Below are 22,652 nucleotides of genomic sequence, written 5' to 3' on the forward strand. Positions count from 1 at the left end.
GGAGAAGGGGGGGCTTATATGGCTATCTCGTTGATAATGTGGGACGGCTTGTGGCTTGTAGCTGGAGCGTTAATCGGCGGAATACCGATGTTGAATGCGCTTGGAACGGATGCTGATCACGCCCGGCTGGTTACGGAATTCTCAGTGTTCTGTGGGGTGGTGCTCTTCGCCTCCGTGCTTGCCAACGCCTTTGTGTCCAAAAGGAAGAACTCCGAGAAGGAGTACGATATCTTTTTCTCCACTGGCTTGCTTATGCTGATAGCAACAAGCATTTTGCTGATGCTGAATCAGACGGTTGGAATGTTCGGGCGTAATGCCCATCAGATGCTTGTGGTACTCTGCTGTTTCGGTTTGTTCCGCTGCGGAGTGGAGGTGTTGAGTCAGTATTGGCTGTATCTGCCTTTTCTCGCTCCTATGGTGCTCGTCATCGGTAACGGCGCCCAGCTGAGTCAGGCCGAAGATTTGGTGCTGAGGAGCAATGGCCGTTTTCGCTTGAAGAAGGTGGTCGATTGTTCAGATCTTACCTGCGACCAGAACGGATTATATGCCATTACTAATGGCAAGCAATTGCATGAGTATCTTCGCAGGGAGCGTATCAACAAGGTTATCGTTTCCTTTTCGGAACGACGTGGTGCTTTTCCCGTAGATGAAATTCTTCAGTGCCGAATGAGTGGTATTGAGGTGATTGATGCGGTTACATTCTATGAAAGCATGAACAAAAAGCTGTTCATAGAAAATATCACGCCAAGCTGGTTCATTTTCTCTTCGGGATTCAGAATTTCCACGATGCTCAGGTTCTTTAAGCGTTTGCTGGATATCGGCGGGGCTTTGTTCGGTCTTGTGGTTTGCCTGCCGCTGTTTCCCCTTGTTGCGCTACTCATTAAACTTGACTCATCGGGTCCTATCTTCTTCCGGCAGGTTCGTGTGGGCGAGGGTGACAGGTTGTTCACGATCTTCAAACTCCGTTCCATGCGACAGGATGCGGAAGTCGGCACGGGCGCGGTGTGGGCCAGCAAGGACGATCCGCGCATTACCAAGCTGGGTGCTTTTTTGCGCAAATCCCGTCTTGATGAATTGCCGCAGCTTATCAATGTGCTACGGGGCGAGATGAGTCTGGTCGGTCCGCGACCGGAACGTCCGGAGTTCGTAAAGGATCTCAAGCAGGAAATACCGTTCTATTCCGAACGCCATTACATGAAGCCCGGTGTCACGGGTTGGGCGCAGGTTAGGTATCCCTATGGTGCATCGTTACAGGATGCCGTTGAGAAACTGCGATACGATCTATATTATATCAAGAATTACAGTTTGTTGTTCGATGTGTGGGTGATATTGTTGACGATTGGCGTCGTGGTATTCCGAAAGGGGGCGAGATAATATGAAAAATGCCTTTGTTACCATCATGTTCATTGTGGCAATGGCGGTGATTACTGCTTCGGCCTATGCGGGCGAGTATAGACTTGGCTCGGGCGATTCACTTGCAATCAATGTGTGGGGAGAGCCTGATCTTACCGTGCAGGCAGCCATCCGGCCCGATGGTGTGATTACCATGCCCGGTGTGGGGGAAGTGAATGCGGCTGAAAAGACCCCCTCCGAATTGCAGAAAGTGCTTGTGGATAAGCTCAAGGCATTGGTCCGCAACCCCATAGTCACAGTGACGGTTCTTACATTCCGTAATAATTCCGTAGTGGTTCACGGTCAGGGGGTGGAGCCCAAAGTGGTACCACTTGATGGTCGTACAACCCTGCTCCAGCTTCTTTCATCCATTGCTCCAGGCAACACAGCAGACTTGAAGAATGCTTATGTTATGCGCAAGGACAAGAAGATTGTGGAAGGTTTCGAGCAGCTTTTCCTGCGTGGTGACACTTCCGGCGACATAGTGCTGGAGCCTGGCGACAGAGTATTCATTCCCTATCGCGAAGACCGTTTTGTATTTGTTCTTGGAGCGGTACAGGCTCCTCAGGCAATTCCCTTCTATGAGGGCGCAACCATCCTTGAGGTGATTTTGCAGGCAGGCGGTTTTGGGAAATATGCTGATGAGAATGATACTGTAATTGTCCGCAAGGTGGGAGGCAAAGTGTCTACCATCAAGGTTAAAGGTGAAGATCTGATAAAACGCGGTGACCTTGAACAGAACGTGGGTCTGGTTGCTGGTGATTATGTAATTGTTCGTGAAGGTCTGTTCTAGGAGTTGGTGAATCGCAATGCAGGGGCTTGACCACAGTCGGCTGGTAGCTAAGCGCATCGCTAAGCTGTTCATGGACAGGATTGTTCTTATTTCGGTGATCCTTTTTGTCTCTGTCTTGGGTGCGGCCATTCTCAGTTATTCGCTGCCCAAACGCTATGAGGCCAAAGGTACGGTGTATATAGAGCAAAGTGTTATCAATGATCTGGTTCGAGGCATTGCCATTACGCCATCCATGTCTGCGAAGATCAAGGTGCTCAAGGTGACCATGCTAAGCAGAGCCATGCTCCTTGCTGTCATCCGTGAACTGGATATGGATCTGGACGCCAGTTCCGAGCCTGCCGTGGACGCACTGATTGATATAGTGCGGAATAAGGTGGATATATCTCTCAATGAAAGCAAGGGGCTTTTCTTCATTTCATATGAAGATGAGAATCCGGCCCGAGCACGAGACTTCGTAAATACGTTGATCCGGCGCTATATTGAGGAAAGTACGACCTCCAAGCGTGAAGAAGCCTTTGAGGCAACGCGTTTTCTGGCTGATCAGATTGAGCTGTTCCGCAAGCGTATAGAGCAGGCGCAGGTTGATATTGACGACTATCTTTCCCGAAATGGCAAGGCTCTCAATACTAACGAGCAGATTCTCCGCCAAGAAATAGAAATGGCGGAGGCCAAGCTGCAGGGATTGCGTATTCGCAAGAACGAACTGATGGCTAAACGTAGTCTGCTGTTGCGGAATACACCGCTCAGGAAGCGTCTTGAAGATCTTGAAACGGCTCGGGCTTCCCTGCTGGTGAGCTACACTGAGAATCATCCCAATGTGCGCCGTGTTCAGGAAGAGATTTCAGCGGTTAAGCATGAAATATCGCGAAGCGGCGAAAGTGAGAAACGGGCAGTATATGGCACGTCGGAATATCAGGAAGCCAAGGTTGAGCTGGAAGCCATTGCGCAGATGGAACACGAGCGTGAGGAACAGATAGAAGATAGCACCGACCAGCTCAGGCGTATTCCTGCCATGCGCTCGGAATTACAGGAGTTGGAGCGCAAGAAGAAGAAGGAAAGCATTATCTACGAGCAACTTGTGGCGCGCTATGGTCAGTCGGAAGTTTCCAAACAGATGGAGCTTCAAGACAAGGCTGTGAGCTTCAGGGTGATCGATCCGGCAACCTTGCCGGCGCATCCTGTCAGTCCCAACAGGGTGCTGATACTTCTCGCCGGGTTCTTTCTGGGTATCGGTGGCGGATTGGGACTGGTGTTGCTGCTCGACTTCTTTGACGGAAGAGTCAAAGCCTATCATGAGTTGGAGCGTTTTGGCATCCCTATCATGGTAGTGGTCCCTGACATAGACAGTCTTCAGAACGACACAGGCTTATTTAGAGGGCACTGGCGCATGCTCGCCACCCTTGGTGTATTTACCCTCCTGTTTCTGGGAATGGTGACTATTGAGGCGCGCAGGCTTTCATACATTGAAGATGCGTTAAACACGCTTGTTCAAGCTGTTTCGAGCATTGTCTAGCGGAGGGGGTCTATCATGAGTAGGATTGAGCGAGCCCTTGAAAGGGCGCAGAGTCTGCAAGCTTCTGGAAAGTCTGCAATGGAAGAAGGCTCCAAGCCTTCCATTTTGGAACGGGCAGCAGGTGTTGCTTCGGAGCGGAGCAGGCAAAACGAGGTGGTACAGAACAATGCACCGGTGGTGTCTCCTGCTGCAGTATCAGACATTCAGCCCGGCAAGGGGGCAAAGCATGTTGCGCCCCCCCCGAATATGTTCGGCACCTCTACGTTGGTGCGCCAAACTCCGATCACGGATTCTTCCAAGATTGTTGCTGCACAGGGGTTGTACTCTCCTGCTAGTGAAGAATACCGCAAGCTCAAGGAGCAGCTGGTTAAGCTGACCAGTACAAAAGGGTATAAAAACACAATACTGGTTACGAGTTCCACCGTGGGTGAAGGAAAGAGTATTACCTCGGTGAACCTTGCTGTCAGTCTTGCCATGGAGTTTGACCATACAGTGTTGCTGATAGACGCCGATATCCGGCGTCCCACCTGTCATACCTATTTCAATTGCGGTGTCACTCCCGGTCTTGCAGAGTGTCTGTTGGACGGCGTGGAAATGAAGGATGCGCTGGTACCCACGGGTATTGGGCGCCTGAGCTTTCTTCCTGCTGGAAGGCCCGTGGATAATCCGGTGGAAGTCTTGAGTTCTTCACTCATGCGTGATTTTATTGCTGAAATCAGGCATAGATATCCTGACCGCTATGTCATTATCGACACTGCACCGGTTCTTCCCTTTGCCGAGGCACGGACATTGAGCCGTTTTGTGGATGGGACCCTTCTTGTGGTTCGTGAAAGGGCGGTATCCGTGAACGATGTGCAGGAAACGCTTCAGGCGCTCAATGGTTCAAAAATATTGGGTATCGTCTACAACGGTGCTGCCAAGACCAGCTCGCATGGCTCCTACTATGCTTATAGTTACGGTCACCAGATGTAGAAGGGGTTAGAGCGTGTATTCTCAATACTTCGGACTGCGCGAAAAGCCTTTTGAGCTGCTACCTAATCCCGGCTTTCTGTATCCCAGCAAGGTGCACAGAAAAGCGTTGGCGTATCTGGAGTACGGACTGCGGGAGCGTTCCGGTTTTATTTTGCTGACCGGTGAGGTCGGGTCGGGCAAGACGACGATAATCCGTAATCTGCTTAAGCGGGACCTGCGTAAAACTGTTCTTTCCAAAGTGTTTAATACGCGGGTGGATTCCAGACAGCTTATTGCCATGATAAATGACGATTTCGGTCTTGAGGTGGACGGAAGAGATAAAGTGACAATGCTGCGTGAATTAAACGAGTTTTTGATTGATCAGTTTGCAGCGGGCAACAAGGCGGTGCTGATCATTGACGAAGCGCAGAATCTTACTTCCGAATTGCTTGAAGAAGTGCGTATGCTCTCCAATCTGGAGACGGATAACGCTAAATTGCTCCAGATTATACTAGTGGGCCAGCCGGAGTTGAAGCAAACGCTTAGTTCTCCTTCGTTGCGGCAGTTGAGACAGCGCATTTTGGTGCAGACTCATCTTGCGCCACTGACCGAGGACGAGGTGGCTGAGTACGTTCTCTATAGACTTGAACGCGCGGGCAACCGTTCTGCGGTGCAGTGGGGCGAGGGGGCTCTGCAAGAAGTGCATGCAACTTCTCAGGGGATTCCGCGGCTTATCAATATTCTTTGTGACTATCTGTTGCTGGATGCCTTCTCTGACGAGCGCATGAGTATAGGGTTGGAGAATGTCCGCAGTGTGGTGGATGAAATTGATTTCCGGCAGCTGTATTTTCCGGGTCCGGAAGAAGATCGGGCTGTTGTTTCCGCAGATGGCGCAGGGCAGGGCGGCGGTGTGAGTAATCCTGAACGTACTTTGTCCGAGAATTGGAATAGTAACGGCGGTGACAAAACCGCGAACGGGCGCTCTCGCGAAGTGGTTCATAGAATGATGAAAATGCTGCGTGACATGCAGCAGCGGCTGGATGCGCTCGAGACCAATACTCCTCATGTGGATGAAGGAGATATTCTGGAAATGAGCGAACGTTTGCAGAAGCTCGAGCAGTACTGCGAAGAATCCGCTATGCAGCTCGGCCGTCTCAGCCTGGCACTTCCGCGGCTGGAAGCCCGAATGAGTGAAAAAGTGCCAGTGCTGCCTGAGAAAGAGAAAGTAGAACAGCGCGGTTGGTTCAGAAAAATGTGGGGGGCGTGACGACTCTGTCAGTATCTTGCGTTTGACCTGAACTTTACAATGGTTTAATGTCCCGTGTAATTTGGGAAGGATTGTATTGTAAAGAAATGTTACACGTCGAACTCTTTGGATACTGATATGTTGTTACCGAGATTACTCATACTTTTTTGCACGTTGTGCCTGCTGGTTTCTCAGGCTTTTGCCGGAGAGTTGTCTGTTAAGCCGGGCATTGGTGTTTCTGAGGAATACACAGATAACGTGGATGAAACTCCAGATGGCAAGACGGATTTTATTTCTCATATTAATCCGTCCATGGAATTGGAGTACGACGGGCCTCGTTTGCAGACATCACTTTCTTATGACGGCGATTATCAGGTGTTTGCATCCGGTAAGAATACCGACCTGATTCATAACCTCGGCATGGAATCGCTTGCCACGCTCGTGCAGGACAGATTGTTCATCGAGGTTACCGAGGATTACGAGTCGGTATATCTGGACAGTACCCGCGGCGAGGTTGTGGAAGACGAAACAGGGAACAGCCGTGTTGACAGAAACACCTTTGGTATTTCTCCCTATGCTGTATTTGACGTCTCCGATCAGGGCTTACTGACTCTCGGCTACAAGTTTTTGGATACCCGGTATCTTTCGGGTGACGAAGGCTCTGATAAGATGGAGCACAAGGGGTATACCTCCTTTGATTACAACTTGACGGAGCGTCTTGGACTGCTTTCCGGCTATAGCCTGACAACGCAGGAAGAGGAAAACAAGACCGGGTTGATGCGTCACAACACCTATGTTGGTGCCCGTTACGCTTTTTCCGAGACTTTTGATGTGAGCGCCCGCGTGGGAGCAGACTATACAGAGTTTAATAGCGGCGGCGATGCCGTGGACCCTTTCTGGCAGGTTGAAGCAAGTAAACGTTTTTCCAGACTGACCCTAACGCTGGCGTCTGAAACTGCCTTTACTTCGGACCCGGATACGGAAGGGGATCTGAGAACCATCAGTTACTCCGCCAAAGCGGACTGGGATCTTGATCGTACTAAACTACGCGGTGGGTTGAGATACTCGGAGTCTGATCAAGGGGGAGGGGCACGGTCCAGAGAGAGCAAGGATTCTTCCGGCGAGGAAAGCACCTCCTTCTCTCCCAGCATCGGTGCTAGTCATGAACTGACGGACAGGCTGACCCTTGATGCGGATGCCCGTATGGTTTTTCAGGATAAGAATGGTGACTACATTCAGCGCATGTACGCCAGCACAGGGCTCTCATATCTGTTTACCGAGGATGTAAGTTCTTTTCTGAAATACAAGTTCAAGGATTCTTACTCAGGCACGAGTGAGGATAGCAACTACAGCGTGAACCGCGTTGAGGTGGGAGTGGAGGTCAAGTTCTAAACCTTCTGTCTCCTGCGCGGTTTCGCAGGAGGATGGGGGGCATGGAACAGGAGAACTTCTCAAGAACGGGACGGGACCGTTCTCACTTAGCATCGCAGCACATAGCCTTTGCTGCGCAGGCCGGTTCTGCAGGTCTTGTTAACGCGCTCACCGTTGATGTGGAAGACTACTTTCATGTCAGCGCATTCGAGGGCGTCATTTCTCCATCAGACTGGGACTCCATGCCGCACCGCGTGGTGGGTAACACCATGCGGGTTCTTGAACTTTTTGCTGAATATCGAGTTCGAGGAACATTTTTTGTGCTCGGCTGGGTGGCCGAAAAGTATCCCTTCCTTGTCCGTCATATTGCGGATGCCGGCCACGAGATAGCCAGCCATGGCTGCTCACACCGCAGACTCCATCATCTTAATCGTAACGAAGTGCGCGAAGAGTTGTATCGATCCCGCGTTATGCTGGAAGATATGACCGGAACGCCTGTCGAAGGGTATCGCGCTCCAAGTTGGTCAATCTGTTCCTCAACCCTGTGGGTACTCGATGAGCTGATTGAACAGGGCTACCGTTACGATTCCAGCATTTTCCCTATCTATCACGATTTATACGGTATTCCTGATGCTCCTCGGCTGCCGTATGTCATCCGTCGCGAAGGCGGGACGCTGCTTGAGTTTCCGCCCACCACTTATCGGTTTTCCATTGCGGGATGTCGATGGAACTTTCCCATTGCTGGTGGCGGCTATCTGCGGCTTTTGCATCCGCAGATGGTGCAGCGTGGCATTCGTCACGTCAACTTGCGTGAAGGCACGCCTGCTGTGTTGTATTTTCATCCTTGGGAGATTGATCCGAAGCAGCCGCGGGTGGGGGTACGGGGCAAGTCACGGTTCCGGCACTATCTCAATCTGGACAAGATGGAGGGCCGTCTGCGCTATCTATTGGTTCGTAACCGTTTCTCGAGCATGTGTGATGTCCTGCAACAGACAGATAGGGATATAGTTGTCGATGATCCACCTTCCGGATTGGAAGCAACACTCCATGGCACATCAGATGCAACGTTGCAACAGGGGGAGAAGTAGCGATGAGAGGAATAAGTGTGGCTGCACGGCATGAGTATTCTTGGGTGCTGCTTCCGTTGCTGGCTATGGTCTTTATGTATTTTGGCATAGTCGGCGGTATGGTTGATGACTGGATCAACGACGAGAATTACTCGCACGGATTCATGATTCCCGGAATAGCGGCTTTTTTCCTTTGGCGTTCGCGCAATGAGTTGGCAGCCTGCCCTTCGGCACCATCGTATTGGGGGCTGCTTCCCCTCCTGCTTGGCGGAACCATGTATCTGGCAGGTACCGTGGTGCAGGAGTATTTTCTCATGCGATCTTCACTTATCGTTATTCTTACCGGGACTATCTGGCTTCTGCTCGGTTTTCGCATGTTGAGACTAATGGCTTTGCCTGTGGGGTATTTAATCTTCATGGTGCCTTTGCCTTACACTGTTTATAACTCTATGGCATTTCCCCTCAAACTGTTCGTCACCCGTGTGTCGGTTTATCTGCTAAAACTGACCGGGTTACCTGTGATGCGTGAGGGCAATGTGATCATTTTTCCCAACATTACGCTTGAAGTGGTTGAAGCGTGCAGTGGTATGCGGTCTCTCGTCAGTCTTGTGGCCATGGGCGTGGCCTATGCCTTTATTGCCTTGAAGCACCCTTGGCAAAGGGTGTTGTTAGTGCTGGGGACTGTTCCTATTGCCGTGGCGAGCAATGTGCTGCGTGTGTACGGAACCGGGGTGTTGTCCAGATACTATGGTGCGGCTGCGGCAGAGGGCTTTTTCCATGAATTTGCCGGAATAGCCGTTTTTCTTGTGGCGTTGGCCGGACTTATTCTCTTCGGTACCCTTCTGAATGTTGTGGGGAGGCGTATTCATGCGAAATAGATGCATTGTTCTTGCCTTGCTTCTGGCTCTGTTCGGCGTGGTCGGCAGCATGCGTTCCGCAGTGACCACGCCTTCCTATGTTCCGTTCAACACCTTTCCAATCAAAATTGGCGATTGGATGATGCAAACAAGTTTCAGCATGACGGATCGTGAACTGAGCCTTTTGCAACTCTCGGACTACATGCTGCGTCGCTATGCCTCGCCTGCCGGATCCAGTCTCGACCTCTACGTGGGATACCACGGAGGAGGCAAGGAGACCGGCCCTATCCATTCTCCCAAGCACTGCCTGCCGGGAAGTGGTTGGCTGGCGGAGCGTACGGATATTGTGTCCCTTTCTTTGGATAATGGTGAGCAGATCAAGGCGGTGCGGGCTGTCTATGGCAAGGATGGCGACACCGTTGCTTTTTATTATTGGTTTGATGTGCTTGGAAAAACATATGTTGATGAATATGCGTTAAAGTTCGCTGAAATCATGGGAGTTCTTCTGCGCAATCGTCGAGATGCACTGCTGGTGAGGGTATCCGTTCCGACGAGCGGGGATGTGCAGAGGGATAATGAAATTGTACAGAGTTTTATTAGGGTATTTTACCCCACGTTGAGACATTTTATTCCGGTTTAACGGGCGGGAAAGCTATGTTCGGGAGCATTATTGCAGGAACAGCGGCAATGTTGTTGGTTGCGTTGGGCGGTGCAAGGTTGCGCAGAGGGGGCAGCGCCATCTGGTCCGTGCCTGCATTTCTTGTCAGTGGTGTGCTCATTGGCATGGAGCAGGCGATGATATCCATGCCGGATTTGGCTGGACGCTTATTGCATCCGGTCATCATTCTGCATGCCCTTCTCTGCCCGGCATGGCTGTTGTTCAGCTACAGTTACATTCGGGAATTCTCCTTTGCTTCTTTAAAGGGTAGAAGTGGGGTCTTTTTCTATGGCTCTTTCATTCCCTGCATTGTGGCAGTGCTGAACAAGCCTGATGCCTTTTTCTATTCACCAGATTTCAGATTCGATCAGGCTTTGTTTCTTGAGCCGCTTTCATTTTTCTTTTATCTGCAGATTCTTTTGTTCTTTTTTATAGCTGTAGGAAATATTGAAGTATCACTGATGTCTGCAGAACATGGTGTGCGTTGGAAGGTGAAATATGCGCTGCTTGGGGCTGGAACAATCATTGCGGTGCATGTGCTGTTTTACAGTCAGGCACTTATAACTCGTATGATCAATATGGATTACCTTGTGCTCAAGTCCTTCGGGGTAATCATAGGTAGTATGCTGTTTTATTATAGTGAGGCTGTCAGAAACGGCTCTGGTGTCATGCTTTCGGGAAGAAAGATGGCCCGGTCAGCTATGAGCATTCTTGCAGGTGTCTACCTACTCGGACTTGGTATAGTGCTTGAAGGATACCGTTACTTTGGCTCAAGTTTTTCAAAGTATGCATTGATATCTTTGTTTTTCTGTGTGGCACTTGGCAGTGTCATCATGTTGTTTTCTGACAGAATTCGCAGGAAATTGCGATTGCAGATGCACTCTTTGTTTTTCAAGGAGAAATATGACTACAGGAAGCAATGGATGGAACTGACAAAAAATATGTCAGAGGCGAAAAGAACATCTGATCTTTTGCATATTGTTCTGGTGCATATGTGCGAGACGTTCGGATTTGCTGGTGGTGGTTTCCTTCCTGCCGACCGGGCAGACCCATGTACCTTGCGTACAGGCGTGTTTCATGAACTGCCTCTGTTCGCAGATATTCCCCGGGAAGACTGTAAAGCCCTTTTTGCCATGGGCGGCGAGGCATTACCTCTTGAATCCATCGAGGGGAGGATTACCCCGGAAACGTATGAACGCTTCGTTTTAGCGGAAATTTCCATGGTTCTTCCTGTGCATGCGGGAACTGAGCCGGAAGGCCTTCTTCTCTTCGGGCGTGGAATAGATAGTAATGAAGAGCACGGGCCTGAAGATTTTCAGTTGCTGGCTGTGGAAGCGCAGCAGGTAGGCCTTACTGTGCGTAGTTTTCGTCACGGAGAGGAGCTTGCGGTGGCCAGAGAAATGGAAGCTATGGGCCGCGTTGCAGCGCTTATTCTCCATGATCTCAAAAATCAGGTTTATCCCTTGTCCCTTATGCTCGGTAACGCGCAAGAATTCATGGATAATAAGGAGTTTCAGGAGGATTTGCTCCGGACGCTTCGTAATATCGTGAATAATATGATGAAGCTTATTCGCCAACTGACTGAAGTTCCTGATAAAACAACACTGTCCAAGGAGTCGGTCGAGTTGACGAAGCTGGCTGAGAGTGTCGCCGCAATGGTACCTCAGGCGACAGTTGTCGTCAGGGGGGGGCCCGAAGAGGTGCAGGGCGATAAGGAGCAGCTTGAAAAAGTGATCCTCAACCTGTTCACGAATGCCATAGAGGCTGGAGGTGAACCGCATATTGAGGTGGAAGTGGGGAGGGACGGAGTATCGCCGTTCATCAGAGTTTCGGACAAAGGCGGTGGCATTGATGAAACTATTCTGCGTGAAGGGCTGTTCACTCCCTTCCGCACCTCCAAAAAACGGGGGATGGGAATAGGGCTGTATCATTGTCGTAAGATCATGGATGCACATAACGGCAAGGTACTCGTGGAGAACAGGGCTGGAGTGGGGGCTACATTTACCCTCTCTTTTGGTTCTGTCCCGGGCCAGAACTAGAGCTTCGCGTTGAAACCGATGAAAGTGAAGGGGGATGAATATGCATTCTCTACTGATAGTTGATGATAACGAGGACGTTCGCAGCCAGTTGCGATGGGGGCTTTCCAAGGAAGGCTATGACTTGCATCTGGCAGGAGACGGCGAAGAGGCCATGGCGTTATTCCGGAAACATGCCCCAGGTGTCGTGACGCTGGACCTCGGGTTGCCTCCTGATCCGGAAGGGACCAGTGAAGGATTCCGTCTGCTAAGTGAGATGCTCAAGGAATGTCCTGAGACGCAAGTGATTGTAATAACAGGACATCATGATAAGAAGAATGCACTTAAGGCTATAAATTCAGGTGCGTACGACTTTTGTCGTAAGCCGGTGGATCTTTCCGAGATCAAGGTGCTCATTAATCGTGGGTTTTATCTGCACAGCCTGCGAAGTGAAAATGCAAAAGTCCTTCCGGTAGCTGCCGAAGGCAGGACTGAGGATTTCATGGAGGGCTTTATCGGTACGTGCTCCGCCATGAAGGAAGTTTACTACTCCATCCGTAAAGTTGCTGCGACGGATGTTCCCGTGTTGGTGACAGGAGAATCCGGCACAGGCAAGGAGCTTGTTGCCCGTGCTATTCATGCCAGAGGATTGCGAAAGGCCGCGTCAATGGTCACCATCAACTGTGGTGCCATTCCTGAAAACCTGCTTGAAGCCGAGTTCTTTGGTCATGAAAAGGGAGCTTTCACGGGGGCGATCAGTAGGGTGCAGGGTAAGGTGGAATATGCAGATAAAGGTACTCTGTTTCTTGATGAAATAGGAGATCTTCCTTTCAATATGCAGGTAAAACTGCTGCGTTTTCTTCAGGAAATGGTGTTTCAGCGGGTGGGCGGCAGGGCTGATATTTTAGTGAATACCCGTATTATCGCCGCTACCAATGTTGATCTTGAAGAGGCGATGAATGCCGGCAGATTCCGCGAGGATTTGTATTACCGTATAGGAGTTGTGAGTATTCATCTGCCCCCTCTGCGTGAACGCGAAGATGATGTGCTCTTGCTGGCGGATATGTTTCTTGAACAGATGTCGCGTGAAAATAATGTTGCCGTAAACGGATTTACGGCGTCAGCCCGTAAGGCAATGCTGCATTATAGCTGGCCTGGCAACGTTCGTGAGCTCGAAAATAAGGTGCGCCGTGCCGTGATCATGGCAGGCGGACAGCGCATCTCTGCCGAGGATCTCAATCTGGATGAAAGGGCTCCGCAAAGCAGCGGCCAACCGGCCAATGTTACTCTGAAAGAAGCCCGCAATGCAGTGGAAAAAGAAATGGTGGATGCTGCGTTGAAACGGTTTTCCGGCAACATCGTGCAGGCCGCCAAGTCAATCGGCGTCAGCAGACCCACCTTCTATGACCTGCTCAAAAAGCACGATATCTCGGTGTAGTACGTTTGGGGATACCGGTCTGGGTACCCCCAGGTCGTATGGTTTTATCTGACGTTGAGGAGGGGGGATGGATATAACCAAGGCGAGTCTGGCGCTCCCGATAGTATGGGGAACTTTGTTGTTCCTGCTGCTTTCAACACGGCGCAAGAGTGCGCGACTGCTTGGTGGAGAGTTGGTTCCGGATAGGAACTTTTCGAATAGCTTCAAGGGGATTGCTACCTTCCTCGTGCTGTACCATCATTCATATCTCTATCATCCCGAGTCATATTGGTATCTCTTCGGTGGTGGTGAATTTTTCACCGGCGTTTCCTTGTTTTTCTTTATTTCGGGGGTGGGGTTGAGCCTGTCTCAGGGAGCCCGCCCAAGTACCTTTTCAAGGTTTATAGGGCGACGGTTCTGGGTTCTGGCCCCGCTTGTTTTTCTTTGTATGGAAGCAAGAGCCATACTGGGGCCGCTAATGGGGCGGGAACTGGCCCTTGAAACCTCCGTTGTTACTCTGCTCGGAATGCGAGAATGGTATCTCGTTGCTATCTGGTGCTGGTATCTGCTCTTTATTGTTGTTCATTCCACTATAGCATCCAGAACTATCCGGAATATTCTCTTCCTATGTATCGGAGGGGCTCTTTGGGGTGGATTGCAGTGGGCCGCCCAAGATAATTATATGGCCGCCATGTGGTTGCGTTTTCCTCTTTCATTCATGCTCGGGGTGATGCTGGCGGATAGGATGACGTTTATTACAAGCTGGTTGCAGAAGGGGAAAGGCCTTGCGGCACTGACCGTCATGCTGCTTTGCGGGGCAGGCTACCTTGCATTTGCAGGCGTGGGCCATTGGCAGACTCCTTGGGGGTATGCAATTCTGGAATTGTTAATCATCCCCACTGCATGGTCCATGTGCGTTCTGTTTCTTCTGTATGTCGGTGTGTCACGTTTTCTGCTTGTGCTCGGGATCTATTCATTGCCCATCTATCTATTGCAGGTGCCTCTTATCCGATATGGTGTCTGGTTCTCGCCGCAAAGCGGACCACTGACACTCCTGGGGACATGGGGTGGGATTATTTTGGGTTCCATTTTATTGCAGGAAATGGCTGGCACTCTGAAAAAAGTGGTTTCTTCCATTTTCCCCGCGCATGTCCCAGTTGTTGGTAGGTTGAGATAATGATGCAGGAACAGGGACATTTTCAAGGGGCGGTATTGTTTTACGCCTCTCTTTATCCGGGGACATGGAACCCGGTGCATGGCTTGTTCGTGTATGAACTGCGCAAGGCCCTTTGCCGCATTTGTCCTGTTCCGGCCATTGTGCCGGAGAACGGATGGCGCAGACTCTTTGCTTCTCCGGCTCCATTTTCTTTTTCGGCAGAGGGTGAGGAGGATGTGTCTCGCCCCACGTTCTGGACTGTTCCCAGAATTGGAGCGCAGTGGGCAGGGCTGTTGATGGCGTTATTTACCCGTAGCAGCTTCAGGCGCTCGCTCGCGGCCAAACCGTGCATTGTACATGCCCATTATGCCTTTCCGGAAGCGGAGGCGGCAGCCAAACTTGCGGCTGAAACAGGCCTGCCGCTTGTCGTGACGGTACACGGCTCGGATATCAACTTGTTGGGGACCTGTCCCGCACGGCGTAAGCGAATTGTCAGGACACTTGAACGTGCTGATGCTGTTGTCGGTGTCTCCAAGGCCCTGTGCGAGAGAGTCTGCGCCATGGGTATTGACCGGGCAAAGGTTTCACATGTGCCCAACGGGGTGGACCTTGGGTGTTTCCAGCCGGTGCCGGAAGAAAGGGATACACAGCGAGTCGAATCGGAACAGATAGGCTCCAGAAAGGTGCTGCTGGCTGTAGGCCGGCTCGAATCCGTAAAAGCCTATGACAGGCTCTTGCAGGCTTTTGCCATGCTGGATGACGATTGCGCGCTGGTTTTTGCCGGAGATGGGAGTCTGCGAAGCAGCCTGCAGCAGCAGGCCGGGCTGCTGGGAGTAAAGGAAAGGGTACTCTTTTTAGGGGCGCTTTCCCGGGATGATCTTGCCGCGTGGTATCGCAAGGCATCTTTGCTGGTTATTTCAAGCCATAGTGAAGGCTGGCCCACCATCATTTATGAAGCTCTGGCCTGCAACACCCCTGTGGTTGCGCCTGATGTCGGCGGGATACGGGAAATTCTGCATAGCCCGGAACTTGGTGTGCTGTTGACGGATAACGCCCCGCTCAAGCTCGCGGAAGGGATTCGCGGAGCATTGGCAACCTGTTGGCGTATGGATGTGCTGCGGAATGAGGCGGAACGCAACTCGTGGGACTCCATTGCCCGTCAGTATGTGGAAATATACCGGAAGGTAGTCTGATATGACGTTTCCCGAAATCACGACCGCTGGATCAGATGCAGATCAGGGGCAACGCGGCGACATTCTTATGTTGTGCCATCGCATCCCTTATCCTCCTGATAAGGGAGACAAGATCCGCTCCTACAACTTTCTCATGCACCTGCTTCATTCTGGCTGGAGGGTGCACCTTGGCGCTCTGGTGGATGAGCCTGGCGACTTGGAACATGCCAAGGTGTTGCAGAGGCTTTGCGCTTCCGTGAAGCTGGTGTCTGTTTCACCGTTATTGAAGAAAATAATCGGTGTTACAGGTGTGTTTCGTGGGCGCGCCATGAGCGTGGAATATTTCCGCAATACCTCGTTGCAAAAATGGGTGGATGAACGCTGCAAGGCTCTGCAACTGCATGCCGTGCTGTGCGTCTGCGCACCTATGGCCGAGTATGTGTTCCGTAATGCTCGCTTGTCGCAAGCGGAAAGTTTTGCAGATAGAAGTGAAGATCGTATGCCTCTTCTTTTGATGGATTTCATGGATGTAGATTCAGAGAAATGGCGTGATTATGCTGCATCATCGACTTTTCCCATGAGCAACGTCTACGGTCTGGAAGCATGGTTGCTGCGCCGGTATGAGCAGAAAATTGCAGAGCGCTTTCATCATGTTCTACTTGTTTCAGACGAAGAAGCAACGCTGTTTCGTGAGCGGGTGTCAGTCAAGGGGCATGTTTCGGGTTTGTCAAATGGGGTGGATCTGGAGACTTTTGCGGCGATGCCCCCTGTCCGGAACCGAAGGATGTTCTTTTGTGGAGCCATGGACTACCTGCCGAACATTGATGCGGTGGAATGGTTTGTCCAATCCGTGTTTCCGCGTATTCGCAAGGAAATACCGGATGCTGAATTTGTGATTGTGGGCAGCAAACCGTCTTCCAGAGTTCGGCAGCTTGGTGATGTAGAAGGGGTCACCGTCACCGGCAAGGTGCCGGATGTGCGTCCTTATGCCCGCGAGGCGGCCTTGTGTGTTGTCCCTTTACGTATTGCGCGCGGATTGCAGAATAAGGTGCTTGAAGCCATGGCCATGGGGCGAGCCGTGGTTGCTACTCCGGAGGCCGTGACAGGTATTGCCGGAAAGGCGACTAGAGATTTTGTAGTGGCAAGAGCAGATGCCGGTGCCTTTGCCGATGCGGCGCTGACCCTGCTTCGGAATCCCGGTCATGCGGAGGCCATTGCAGAGCATGGGCGCAGGCTCGTTGAAGACAAGTATCGTTGGGCAGCCTGCCTGAAACAATTGGATATATTGTTGCAGCAGCAGTCAGCAGATTCTCCCGTAGTGTCCCCGGTACATTCGTTACCGGCGGGTGAGATAGGAAATAATGATGCGTGATGGTGTAAGAGAATTGCTGCCGGAAGAGCTGGTGATGTGGGATGACTACGTCACTATGCATCCCGATGCCGGGCCGTATCACCGGACAGCTTGGCTGGAGGCGGTGCGCAGGGCCTATGGTTTTTCTTCGCTTGCGTTGGGATACTGGAGAGATGGGGGACTCATCGGGGTGCTTCCTTTGGTGCGTCATGTTGTACCCACCCGCAAAGCGGTGTTGACTTCATTGCCTTTTTGCGACTTTGGAGATGCCTTGGGCGATTCCCCGGAGGATGTCGCCCTGCTTAGAGAGTATGCGCTTGCGTCCGCCCGTTGCGCAGGAGAGAGGCTGGACCTGCGTCGTCCTGTTCACTCCGTGTCTGGTGGGAAGGAGAGGCACAAGGGAGATTGGGAAGGCCATTCAGATAAAGCAAGGCAGACATATCAAGGGGGGGGGAAAGTGCTCATGCGCCTTCCTCTTCCGGAATCGGCAGAGGCGCTTTGGCAGTCTTTTCGTTCAAAGTTACGTAGTCAGGTGAACCGCCCTGTAAAAAGTGGCATGGTCTGCCAATCAGGTGGTAAGGAACTGCTGGATGCTTTTTATCGGGTATATGTCCACAATATGCGAGATCTCGGCTCTCCTCCCCATGCAAGAGGGTGGTTTGACCAGGTACTCTGCTGTTTTGGGGCGGATGCGAGAGTGTTTGTGGTGCATGAAGCATCGGGACAGCCTGTGGCAGCGTCTTTATTGTTGCTGAATGGTAAGACGGCGACAGTTCCGTGGGCCTCGTCCTTGCGGAAGTGGAATTCGCAAAGTCCCAATATGCTTCTGTATTGGACGATGCTGGAATACGCTGCGCAGAAAGGGTGTGGAATGTTTGATTTCGGACGTTCAACGCCCGGCGAAGGGACATATCATTTCAAAGCTCAATGGGGAGCGCGCCCTGTAGAGTTGCACTGGGAACGATATCAGCCGGATGGAAGCGTGGAGATAATCTCCACCTCCAATAGGATTTCCCGCTCGCGGGAATTAGCGGAGATGTGTTGGCAGCGACTGCCTGTTGCAGTTTCAACTTTGGCGGGCACTGCACTGCGCCGCTATATTTCCTTGTAGGTCGGATAGCATAGTGAGCTTGCTGCATAAAATATGGGACGGTGTCTGGACGGGTACGGTTGCCTCCATCTATGAGGCTTTGATGAAAATTCCCCGTATGATGGTCATGACGCGTTTCCTAGGGCCGGAATGGTACGGTTTGCTGGGACTTTTCGGCATGGCACGGGATGTGGTGGGGACGTTCGCTCAGCTGGGGACGGGGGACGCCATCATCCATCATCTTTCCGCCGCCAAAGCGGCGAATAAGACAGAAAAGATGGGAGCAACGCTCGGGGCTGCGGGAATTATCCGCTTCTGCACACTTTTTATTCTGATAGCAGGAGTGGTGCTGTTTAGACCTGAGCTGGTGGCGCAGGCGCAGAGTTTGCCTGCACTTGCTGCAGTGCCTGTGGATACGCTTGAATTGATTCTGATTTTGCTGATGGTAGGAATTGCCGTCCAGATAATTGAGGGACCCTTTGGGAATGCCTTGCAGGGAGCGCAGGCGTGGCGGGCTCTGCTCGTTGTCCGAATCATCAGTATCACTGCTTCAACCGCTCTCGCCATCGGGGCTGCCTTGCTTGGTCTGCATCTTATAGGCATCGTGGCAGCTCAGCAGATAGGGTTTATTGTTACTGCCATTGTCGTTTTCTGGTTTTATTTGCGTTATGTCCGTTCCACGCTGAAAAATCCGACTTTCAGACAAAGCCTTGCAGAGGTCCGTCCGCTATTGCTGTTCGGGCTTCCTTTGGTATTGGGGCAGTTGTTCCGGTATGTTTATATTTACACCGATCAACTAATGCTGGCCGCCATAGGTAGTTCCGTGGCGGAACTTAGTAACTATGAAGTTGCTCGTAATGCTGCGGGACTGCTGTCTTTTGTCCCGACTCTGTTGCGGAGCGTAATGTTTCCTGCGGCTTCAGAATTCAGGGTGGGGCGCGGCAGGCAGGAACTTGAAGCACTTTTTGCCTTCATGTCCAAACATCTTTGCTGGATCATGGCTCCTCTTGCATTATGGATGACGGCGGTATCTCCACTGGCAATCAGGGTTGTCGCGGGTGAACAATACGCTGTTGCCGCCCCGGCTCTGGCATGGCTCGCCGCACTTATGGTCATTAACGGTTTTGGCGTATCCCTGTTTACCTGCCTCGTGGGGGCGCTCGGAAGAACCCGCGAACAGTTTGCCATTGAATGCTTCGGCGGCGGTTTGAACGTGGTGTTGAACTTCATGCTGATTCCGGAATACGGTTTTATGGGGGCCGTGTATGCTACGGTGGTAGTAAAAGCGCTGGGGCTTATGCTCGGTTCCTTCTTTCTTTCACGCCAGATGCGGTTGCTGTTTCCGCTTCGTCCGGCTTTCATTTCCCTGATTATGGCTGGGGGTCTGGGTTGCATCCTATGGGGAGCCATGCAGATATCCGACTGGCTGGTTTTTCTGCTGCTGCCGGTTGTGGCTCTGACCTATCTGTGGAGTACCATCAGATTTGGTGTGCTTGATACTCAGGATATTGCGTATGTGGATCGTCTTGCGGGTAAGGTTTTTGCCCGTTTTCCGGTTCTGCAGCGCTTTGTTATTCGCTGCGCCGTGCCTGTTCCGGATGTCTATAAACTGTAGGAGAGCGTTTTGACGGATCTCACTGTTCAGGCTTCCTCCTTGCGGGTGGGGTATCTGCTCCGTACATTTCCAATTTTATCGGAAACTTTTGTTACGGGAGAAATCCGGGGAATTGGTGAGCGTACGGGAGTGATGCCATATGTATGCTCCCTGTATCGCCCGGCGCCTGAGAATGCAGGTGGATGGGATGTTGAGTCGGATGGTCCCGTCACCTGGTTTCGAGATCTTGATAAATCAGGAATTCCGAAGATGCTCGGCTACCATACAGGAAAATTCTTCAGACAACCGTTCCGGCAATGGCGCTATTGGCAGGGATGTGAGTCCGGCTTGTCCAAATCCGATAAATGCAAGCTGGCCGTGATTGCCATGGAAGTCCAGCGGGCAGGCATACAGCATATGCACACTCATTTTGCTTGGGAGCATGTGGATTATTTATATGCCTTGAAGTTGCTGACAGGTATTCCTTTTAGTGTGACAGTGCATGCTGCTGATATCTTTATCGATCCTGAAGCGGCATGCCGCAGGTTGCAGGCTGCGGCGTTTGTCACCACCATCAGTGAATATAATCGGAAGCTATTGATAGAACGTTTTTCTCTACCGCAGGACCGTGTTCACGTAGTGCGCTGCGGGATTGATATGCCGGACATTGTATCTGGAGATAGCTCGGAATCCGCCGTCACCGATGGCGTTGTCCATGCGATGAAGTCGGACAATCTCCCTCTGAAGATACTCAGCGTTGGACGCATGGTAGAGAAAAAGGGTTTCGACAGCCTGCTGGAAGCCTTGCGACGGTTGCGGGAGCAGGGGATTGCCTTTGAGGCAGAGATTGTGGGGAACGGGCCTTTGCAGTCGGAGTTGGAGCGCCAGGCGGACGAAGCTGGTTTACAGGATTGTGTCCGTTTCGCCGGAGCCTTGCCTTCAGAGCGTGTGCTGGAGCGTGTGCGCGCCTGTGACGTCTTTGCCCTGTGCTGCAGAGAGGCTGCCAACGGTGATATGGACGGCATCCCCGTGGTGCTCATGGAGGCCATGGCCTGCGGCAAACCAGTAGTCAGCAGTCGCATCAGCGGTATTCCCGAGTTGGTGGACGGGCAGTGTGGCTTTCTCGCAGACCCCGAGGATGCGGCCACGGTGGCAGCATATTTTTCCAGACTGACCGATGACAGGGAACTTGGCAGGAGAATGGGTAGGGCGGGGCAGGACAAGATCAGAAAGCAGTACCTGCGAAGCAGGCAGATAGACGATCTGTTGCGTCTGATAGTCGGAATGCAGGAGGACTGCTGATGCGGATTCTTATGCTATGCGCCGACTGGGGAATTCCTGTAGGGGGCAATGCGGGGTCGTCCGTACATTTTCGCTCCCTTGCCAAGGCCTTTGTCGATCTTGGGCATGAGGTGCGGGCTGTGGTGACTAATGGGGGGGGGACTGCCTCATTACCGGTGCCGGTTGTCACTGTGCCACATGGCACGGCATGGCCAAGGATTCGTGGTGCTGTAGAGCGGGTGCGGGGAAGGTCAACTCCTAATGTATGTGCATCGGGCATTACCCCTCTTCAGGGGCTTCCCGCGAGCAGTATTACAGCCGAAACTGCCGCAGATTTTGTCATTGGATCTGCAAACGATCCTGGCCATCGAGCTATCGGCAAAACTTCAGCGCTGAAATTTTCAGGAGGGGAGGTTGTAGCCCAAAGCAAGGGAAACTCTTTTTTAAGTGATCTCTACTACCGTAGACTTCCTGCCATAGTGCACCTTGCTGAGGAACTTCTCTGGCACCGCAGGCGTTTCGAGGAGACTGTTGGCGGGCTGTGTAGTCATTGGCGACCGGATATTATCTATGAGCGCTATGCCTTATGTCAGACCGGTGGCTTGAGTGCAGCTCAATCAGCAGGGATTCCTTTGTTTCTTGAAGTGAATTCGCCGTTGCATGACGAGCGGTGCAGGCGCGGACTATCCGCTAGTTTCAGTGCGCTTGCCCGCAGGGATGAGCGTCGTTTGTGGTCGCAGGCGGACAGGGTCTTTTGTGTCTCTGAAGTGCTCAAGGCCCGCATTACTCCACTGCGGGGGCATGTGTCGCAGCAGAACGGAGGAGTCTTCGTTACCCCGAACGGCGTGGATACTGAACTTTTCAGCCCAGATCGAAGGAGCGGGGCATTACGGCAGCTTTTGGGACTTGGCAAAGAGACTCTGGTTGGTTGGCTTGGGGCCTTGTCGCATGAAAGAGGGGCGGAAGAGTTTGTTTCCATTATGTCGGGAGTGTTGTCGTTCCGGCCGGATGTGCATGCTGTGCTTATAGGTGGCGGCCCTCTGGAGGCAGAACTGAAACACCGTGCTGCTGAAGCAGGTTTTGCAGGCAGGATACACTTCACGGGAGGAGTGGTTCATGAAGCCGTTCCGGCTTTGCTGGCAGATCTTGATATTGCAGTGGCTTCTTATCCCAAACTGGAGAATTTCTATTTTTCACCAATGAAGCTCTATGAATATATGGCAAGCGGTCTGCCTGTGGTTGCCGGAAACATGGGGCAGATGGCTGATGTGGTTGTGCATGGCACATCTGGCTTGCTTATGACGTCTCAGGAGCAGGAGGAATGGGTGCGAGCCATTGCCGAGCTGTGTGACGCTCCGGAACGAAGAGCCGAGTTGGGCAACGGTGCCCGTGAACGCGCACTGGCCTTCGGTTCGTGGAAGGGTAACGCAACGCTCATTCTTGAACAGGTCGAGGCACTTTGCGGGAGGGGGGTATAATGCTGCCACTCAATGCCTCGGAACTTGTTCTAGTTCCCGCAGAGGGCAGTTCCATCCGGCTGGCGGGAGGACGCCGCGACAGGCTGCGGAAGGTGCTGACAGAAAGTGCGGAATTGGCCTTTCCTATGCTTCGGGTACAACCTGAAGCATGTTCCGGCATCTTGCTTTGTTGTGCCAAGGGGCAACATTATCTGTATTGCAACGGAATGCCTGTCGGTGTCCCGGCCAAAGCAAAAAGCTCTCTTGTAAA

The 22,652-nt window shown here is 52.0% G+C and carries 18 protein-coding genes; all 18 read left to right on the plus strand.

Going from position 1 to position 22,652, the window contains the following annotated elements:
- Positions 1-18 precede the first annotated feature (18 nt).
- Entirely contained in the window at positions 19-1,374 is a 1,356-nt protein-coding gene (locus tag HUV30_RS07740) for a TIGR03013 family XrtA/PEP-CTERM system glycosyltransferase (protein ID WP_243452111.1), read from the plus strand.
- 1 nt (position 1,375) lies between these two features.
- Complete coding sequence (locus HUV30_RS07745; protein WP_174404869.1) at positions 1,376-2,185, plus strand: polysaccharide biosynthesis/export family protein; 810 nt, start codon at positions 1,376-1,378, stop codon at positions 2,183-2,185.
- 16 nt (positions 2,186-2,201) lie between these two features.
- The gene (locus tag HUV30_RS07750) at positions 2,202-3,698 is read left to right on the plus strand and encodes an XrtA system polysaccharide chain length determinant (RefSeq protein ID WP_174404870.1); all 1,497 of its coding nucleotides are present in this window, start codon (positions 2,202-2,204) and stop codon (positions 3,696-3,698) included.
- 15 nt (positions 3,699-3,713) lie between these two features.
- Positions 3,714-4,670, plus strand: coding sequence for an XrtA-associated tyrosine autokinase (locus HUV30_RS07755; protein WP_174404871.1), 957 nt, complete (start codon positions 3,714-3,716; stop codon positions 4,668-4,670).
- Positions 4,671-4,683: 13 nt separating this feature from the next.
- Positions 4,684-5,916 (plus strand): XrtA/PEP-CTERM system-associated ATPase, encoded by a 1,233-nt coding sequence (locus HUV30_RS07760; protein WP_174404872.1) that lies wholly within the window; start codon positions 4,684-4,686, stop codon positions 5,914-5,916.
- 117 nt (positions 5,917-6,033) lie between these two features.
- A complete protein-coding gene (locus tag HUV30_RS07765; RefSeq protein ID WP_174404873.1) occupies positions 6,034-7,287 on the plus strand; it encodes a TIGR03016 family PEP-CTERM system-associated outer membrane protein in 1,254 nt (417 codons plus the stop codon).
- Positions 7,288-7,328: 41 nt separating this feature from the next.
- Entirely contained in the window at positions 7,329-8,354 is a 1,026-nt protein-coding gene (locus HUV30_RS07770; protein ID WP_174404874.1) for an XrtA system polysaccharide deacetylase, read from the plus strand.
- 17 nt (positions 8,355-8,371) lie between these two features.
- On the plus strand, positions 8,372-9,211 hold the full coding sequence (xrtA, locus tag HUV30_RS07775; RefSeq protein WP_243452112.1) for an exosortase A: 840 nt from the start codon (positions 8,372-8,374) through the stop codon (positions 9,209-9,211).
- Positions 9,201-9,830, plus strand: coding sequence for an exosortase C-terminal domain/associated protein EpsI (locus HUV30_RS07780; protein ID WP_174404876.1), 630 nt, complete (start codon positions 9,201-9,203; stop codon positions 9,828-9,830). The genes xrtA and HUV30_RS07780 overlap by 11 nt, the downstream gene beginning before the upstream one ends.
- A 14-nt stretch (positions 9,831-9,844) precedes the next feature.
- A complete protein-coding gene (gene prsK / locus HUV30_RS07785; protein ID WP_174404877.1) occupies positions 9,845-11,887 on the plus strand; it encodes an XrtA/PEP-CTERM system histidine kinase PrsK in 2,043 nt (680 codons plus the stop codon).
- Positions 11,888-11,927: 40 nt separating this feature from the next.
- Positions 11,928-13,301: a PEP-CTERM-box response regulator transcription factor gene (gene prsR, locus HUV30_RS07790; RefSeq protein ID WP_174404878.1), complete on the plus strand. Its 1,374-nt coding sequence runs from the start codon at positions 11,928-11,930 to the stop codon at positions 13,299-13,301.
- Between the two features lie 67 nt (positions 13,302-13,368).
- Positions 13,369-14,457 carry an acyltransferase family protein gene (locus HUV30_RS07795; RefSeq protein ID WP_174404879.1) on the plus strand — a complete coding sequence of 363 codons (1,089 nt, stop codon included), beginning with the start codon at positions 13,369-13,371 and terminating at the stop codon, positions 14,455-14,457.
- 215 nt (positions 14,458-14,672) lie between these two features.
- Positions 14,673-15,629, plus strand: coding sequence for a glycosyltransferase (locus HUV30_RS07800; protein ID WP_174404880.1), 957 nt, complete (start codon positions 14,673-14,675; stop codon positions 15,627-15,629).
- A 1-nt stretch (position 15,630) separates the two neighbouring features.
- Complete coding sequence (locus HUV30_RS07805) at positions 15,631-16,980, plus strand: TIGR03087 family PEP-CTERM/XrtA system glycosyltransferase (RefSeq protein ID WP_174404881.1); 1,350 nt, start codon at positions 15,631-15,633, stop codon at positions 16,978-16,980.
- Positions 16,970-18,070 (plus strand): GNAT family N-acetyltransferase, encoded by a 1,101-nt coding sequence (locus HUV30_RS07810; RefSeq protein WP_174404882.1) that lies wholly within the window; start codon positions 16,970-16,972, stop codon positions 18,068-18,070. Before HUV30_RS07805 ends, HUV30_RS07810 begins: the two co-directional genes overlap by 11 nt.
- Positions 18,018-19,664, plus strand: coding sequence for an oligosaccharide flippase family protein (locus tag HUV30_RS07815; protein WP_174404883.1), 1,647 nt, complete (start codon positions 18,018-18,020; stop codon positions 19,662-19,664). Before HUV30_RS07810 ends, HUV30_RS07815 begins: the two co-directional genes overlap by 53 nt.
- A 9-nt stretch (positions 19,665-19,673) precedes the next feature.
- Positions 19,674-20,945 (plus strand): glycosyltransferase, encoded by a 1,272-nt coding sequence (locus HUV30_RS07820; protein ID WP_174404884.1) that lies wholly within the window; start codon positions 19,674-19,676, stop codon positions 20,943-20,945.
- On the plus strand, positions 20,945-22,402 hold the full coding sequence (locus tag HUV30_RS07825) for a glycosyltransferase family 4 protein (RefSeq protein WP_174404885.1): 1,458 nt from the start codon (positions 20,945-20,947) through the stop codon (positions 22,400-22,402). Before HUV30_RS07820 ends, HUV30_RS07825 begins: the two co-directional genes overlap by 1 nt.
- Positions 22,403-22,652: the final 250 nt, after the last annotated feature.

The organism is Desulfovibrio subterraneus, assembly GCF_013340285.1.
Lineage (GTDB): Bacteria > Desulfobacterota > Desulfovibrionia > Desulfovibrionales > Desulfovibrionaceae > Halodesulfovibrio > Halodesulfovibrio subterraneus.

Excerpts from the sequence above, each read along its gene's own strand:
- HUV30_RS07740 (WP_243452111.1), top strand. The coding sequence starts at position 19 with ATGGCTATCTCGTTGATAATGTGGGACGGCTTGTGGCTTGTAGCTGGA.
- HUV30_RS07745 (WP_174404869.1), top strand. The coding sequence starts at position 1,376 with ATGAAAAATGCCTTTGTTACCATCATGTTCATTGTGGCAATGGCGGTG.
- HUV30_RS07750 (WP_174404870.1), top strand. The coding sequence starts at position 2,202 with ATGCAGGGGCTTGACCACAGTCGGCTGGTAGCTAAGCGCATCGCTAAG.
- HUV30_RS07755 (WP_174404871.1), top strand. The coding sequence starts at position 3,714 with ATGAGTAGGATTGAGCGAGCCCTTGAAAGGGCGCAGAGTCTGCAAGCT.
- HUV30_RS07765 (WP_174404873.1), top strand. The coding sequence starts at position 6,034 with ATGTTGTTACCGAGATTACTCATACTTTTTTGCACGTTGTGCCTGCTG.
- HUV30_RS07770 (WP_174404874.1), top strand. The coding sequence starts at position 7,329 with ATGGAACAGGAGAACTTCTCAAGAACGGGACGGGACCGTTCTCACTTA.
- HUV30_RS07780 (WP_174404876.1), top strand. The coding sequence starts at position 9,201 with ATGCGAAATAGATGCATTGTTCTTGCCTTGCTTCTGGCTCTGTTCGGC.
- prsK (WP_174404877.1), top strand. The coding sequence starts at position 9,845 with ATGTTCGGGAGCATTATTGCAGGAACAGCGGCAATGTTGTTGGTTGCG.
- prsR (WP_174404878.1), top strand. The coding sequence starts at position 11,928 with ATGCATTCTCTACTGATAGTTGATGATAACGAGGACGTTCGCAGCCAG.
- HUV30_RS07795 (WP_174404879.1), top strand. The coding sequence starts at position 13,369 with ATGGATATAACCAAGGCGAGTCTGGCGCTCCCGATAGTATGGGGAACT.
- HUV30_RS07805 (WP_174404881.1), top strand. The coding sequence starts at position 15,631 with ATGACGTTTCCCGAAATCACGACCGCTGGATCAGATGCAGATCAGGGG.
- HUV30_RS07810 (WP_174404882.1), top strand. The coding sequence starts at position 16,970 with ATGATGCGTGATGGTGTAAGAGAATTGCTGCCGGAAGAGCTGGTGATG.
- HUV30_RS07825 (WP_174404885.1), top strand. The coding sequence starts at position 20,945 with ATGCGGATTCTTATGCTATGCGCCGACTGGGGAATTCCTGTAGGGGGC.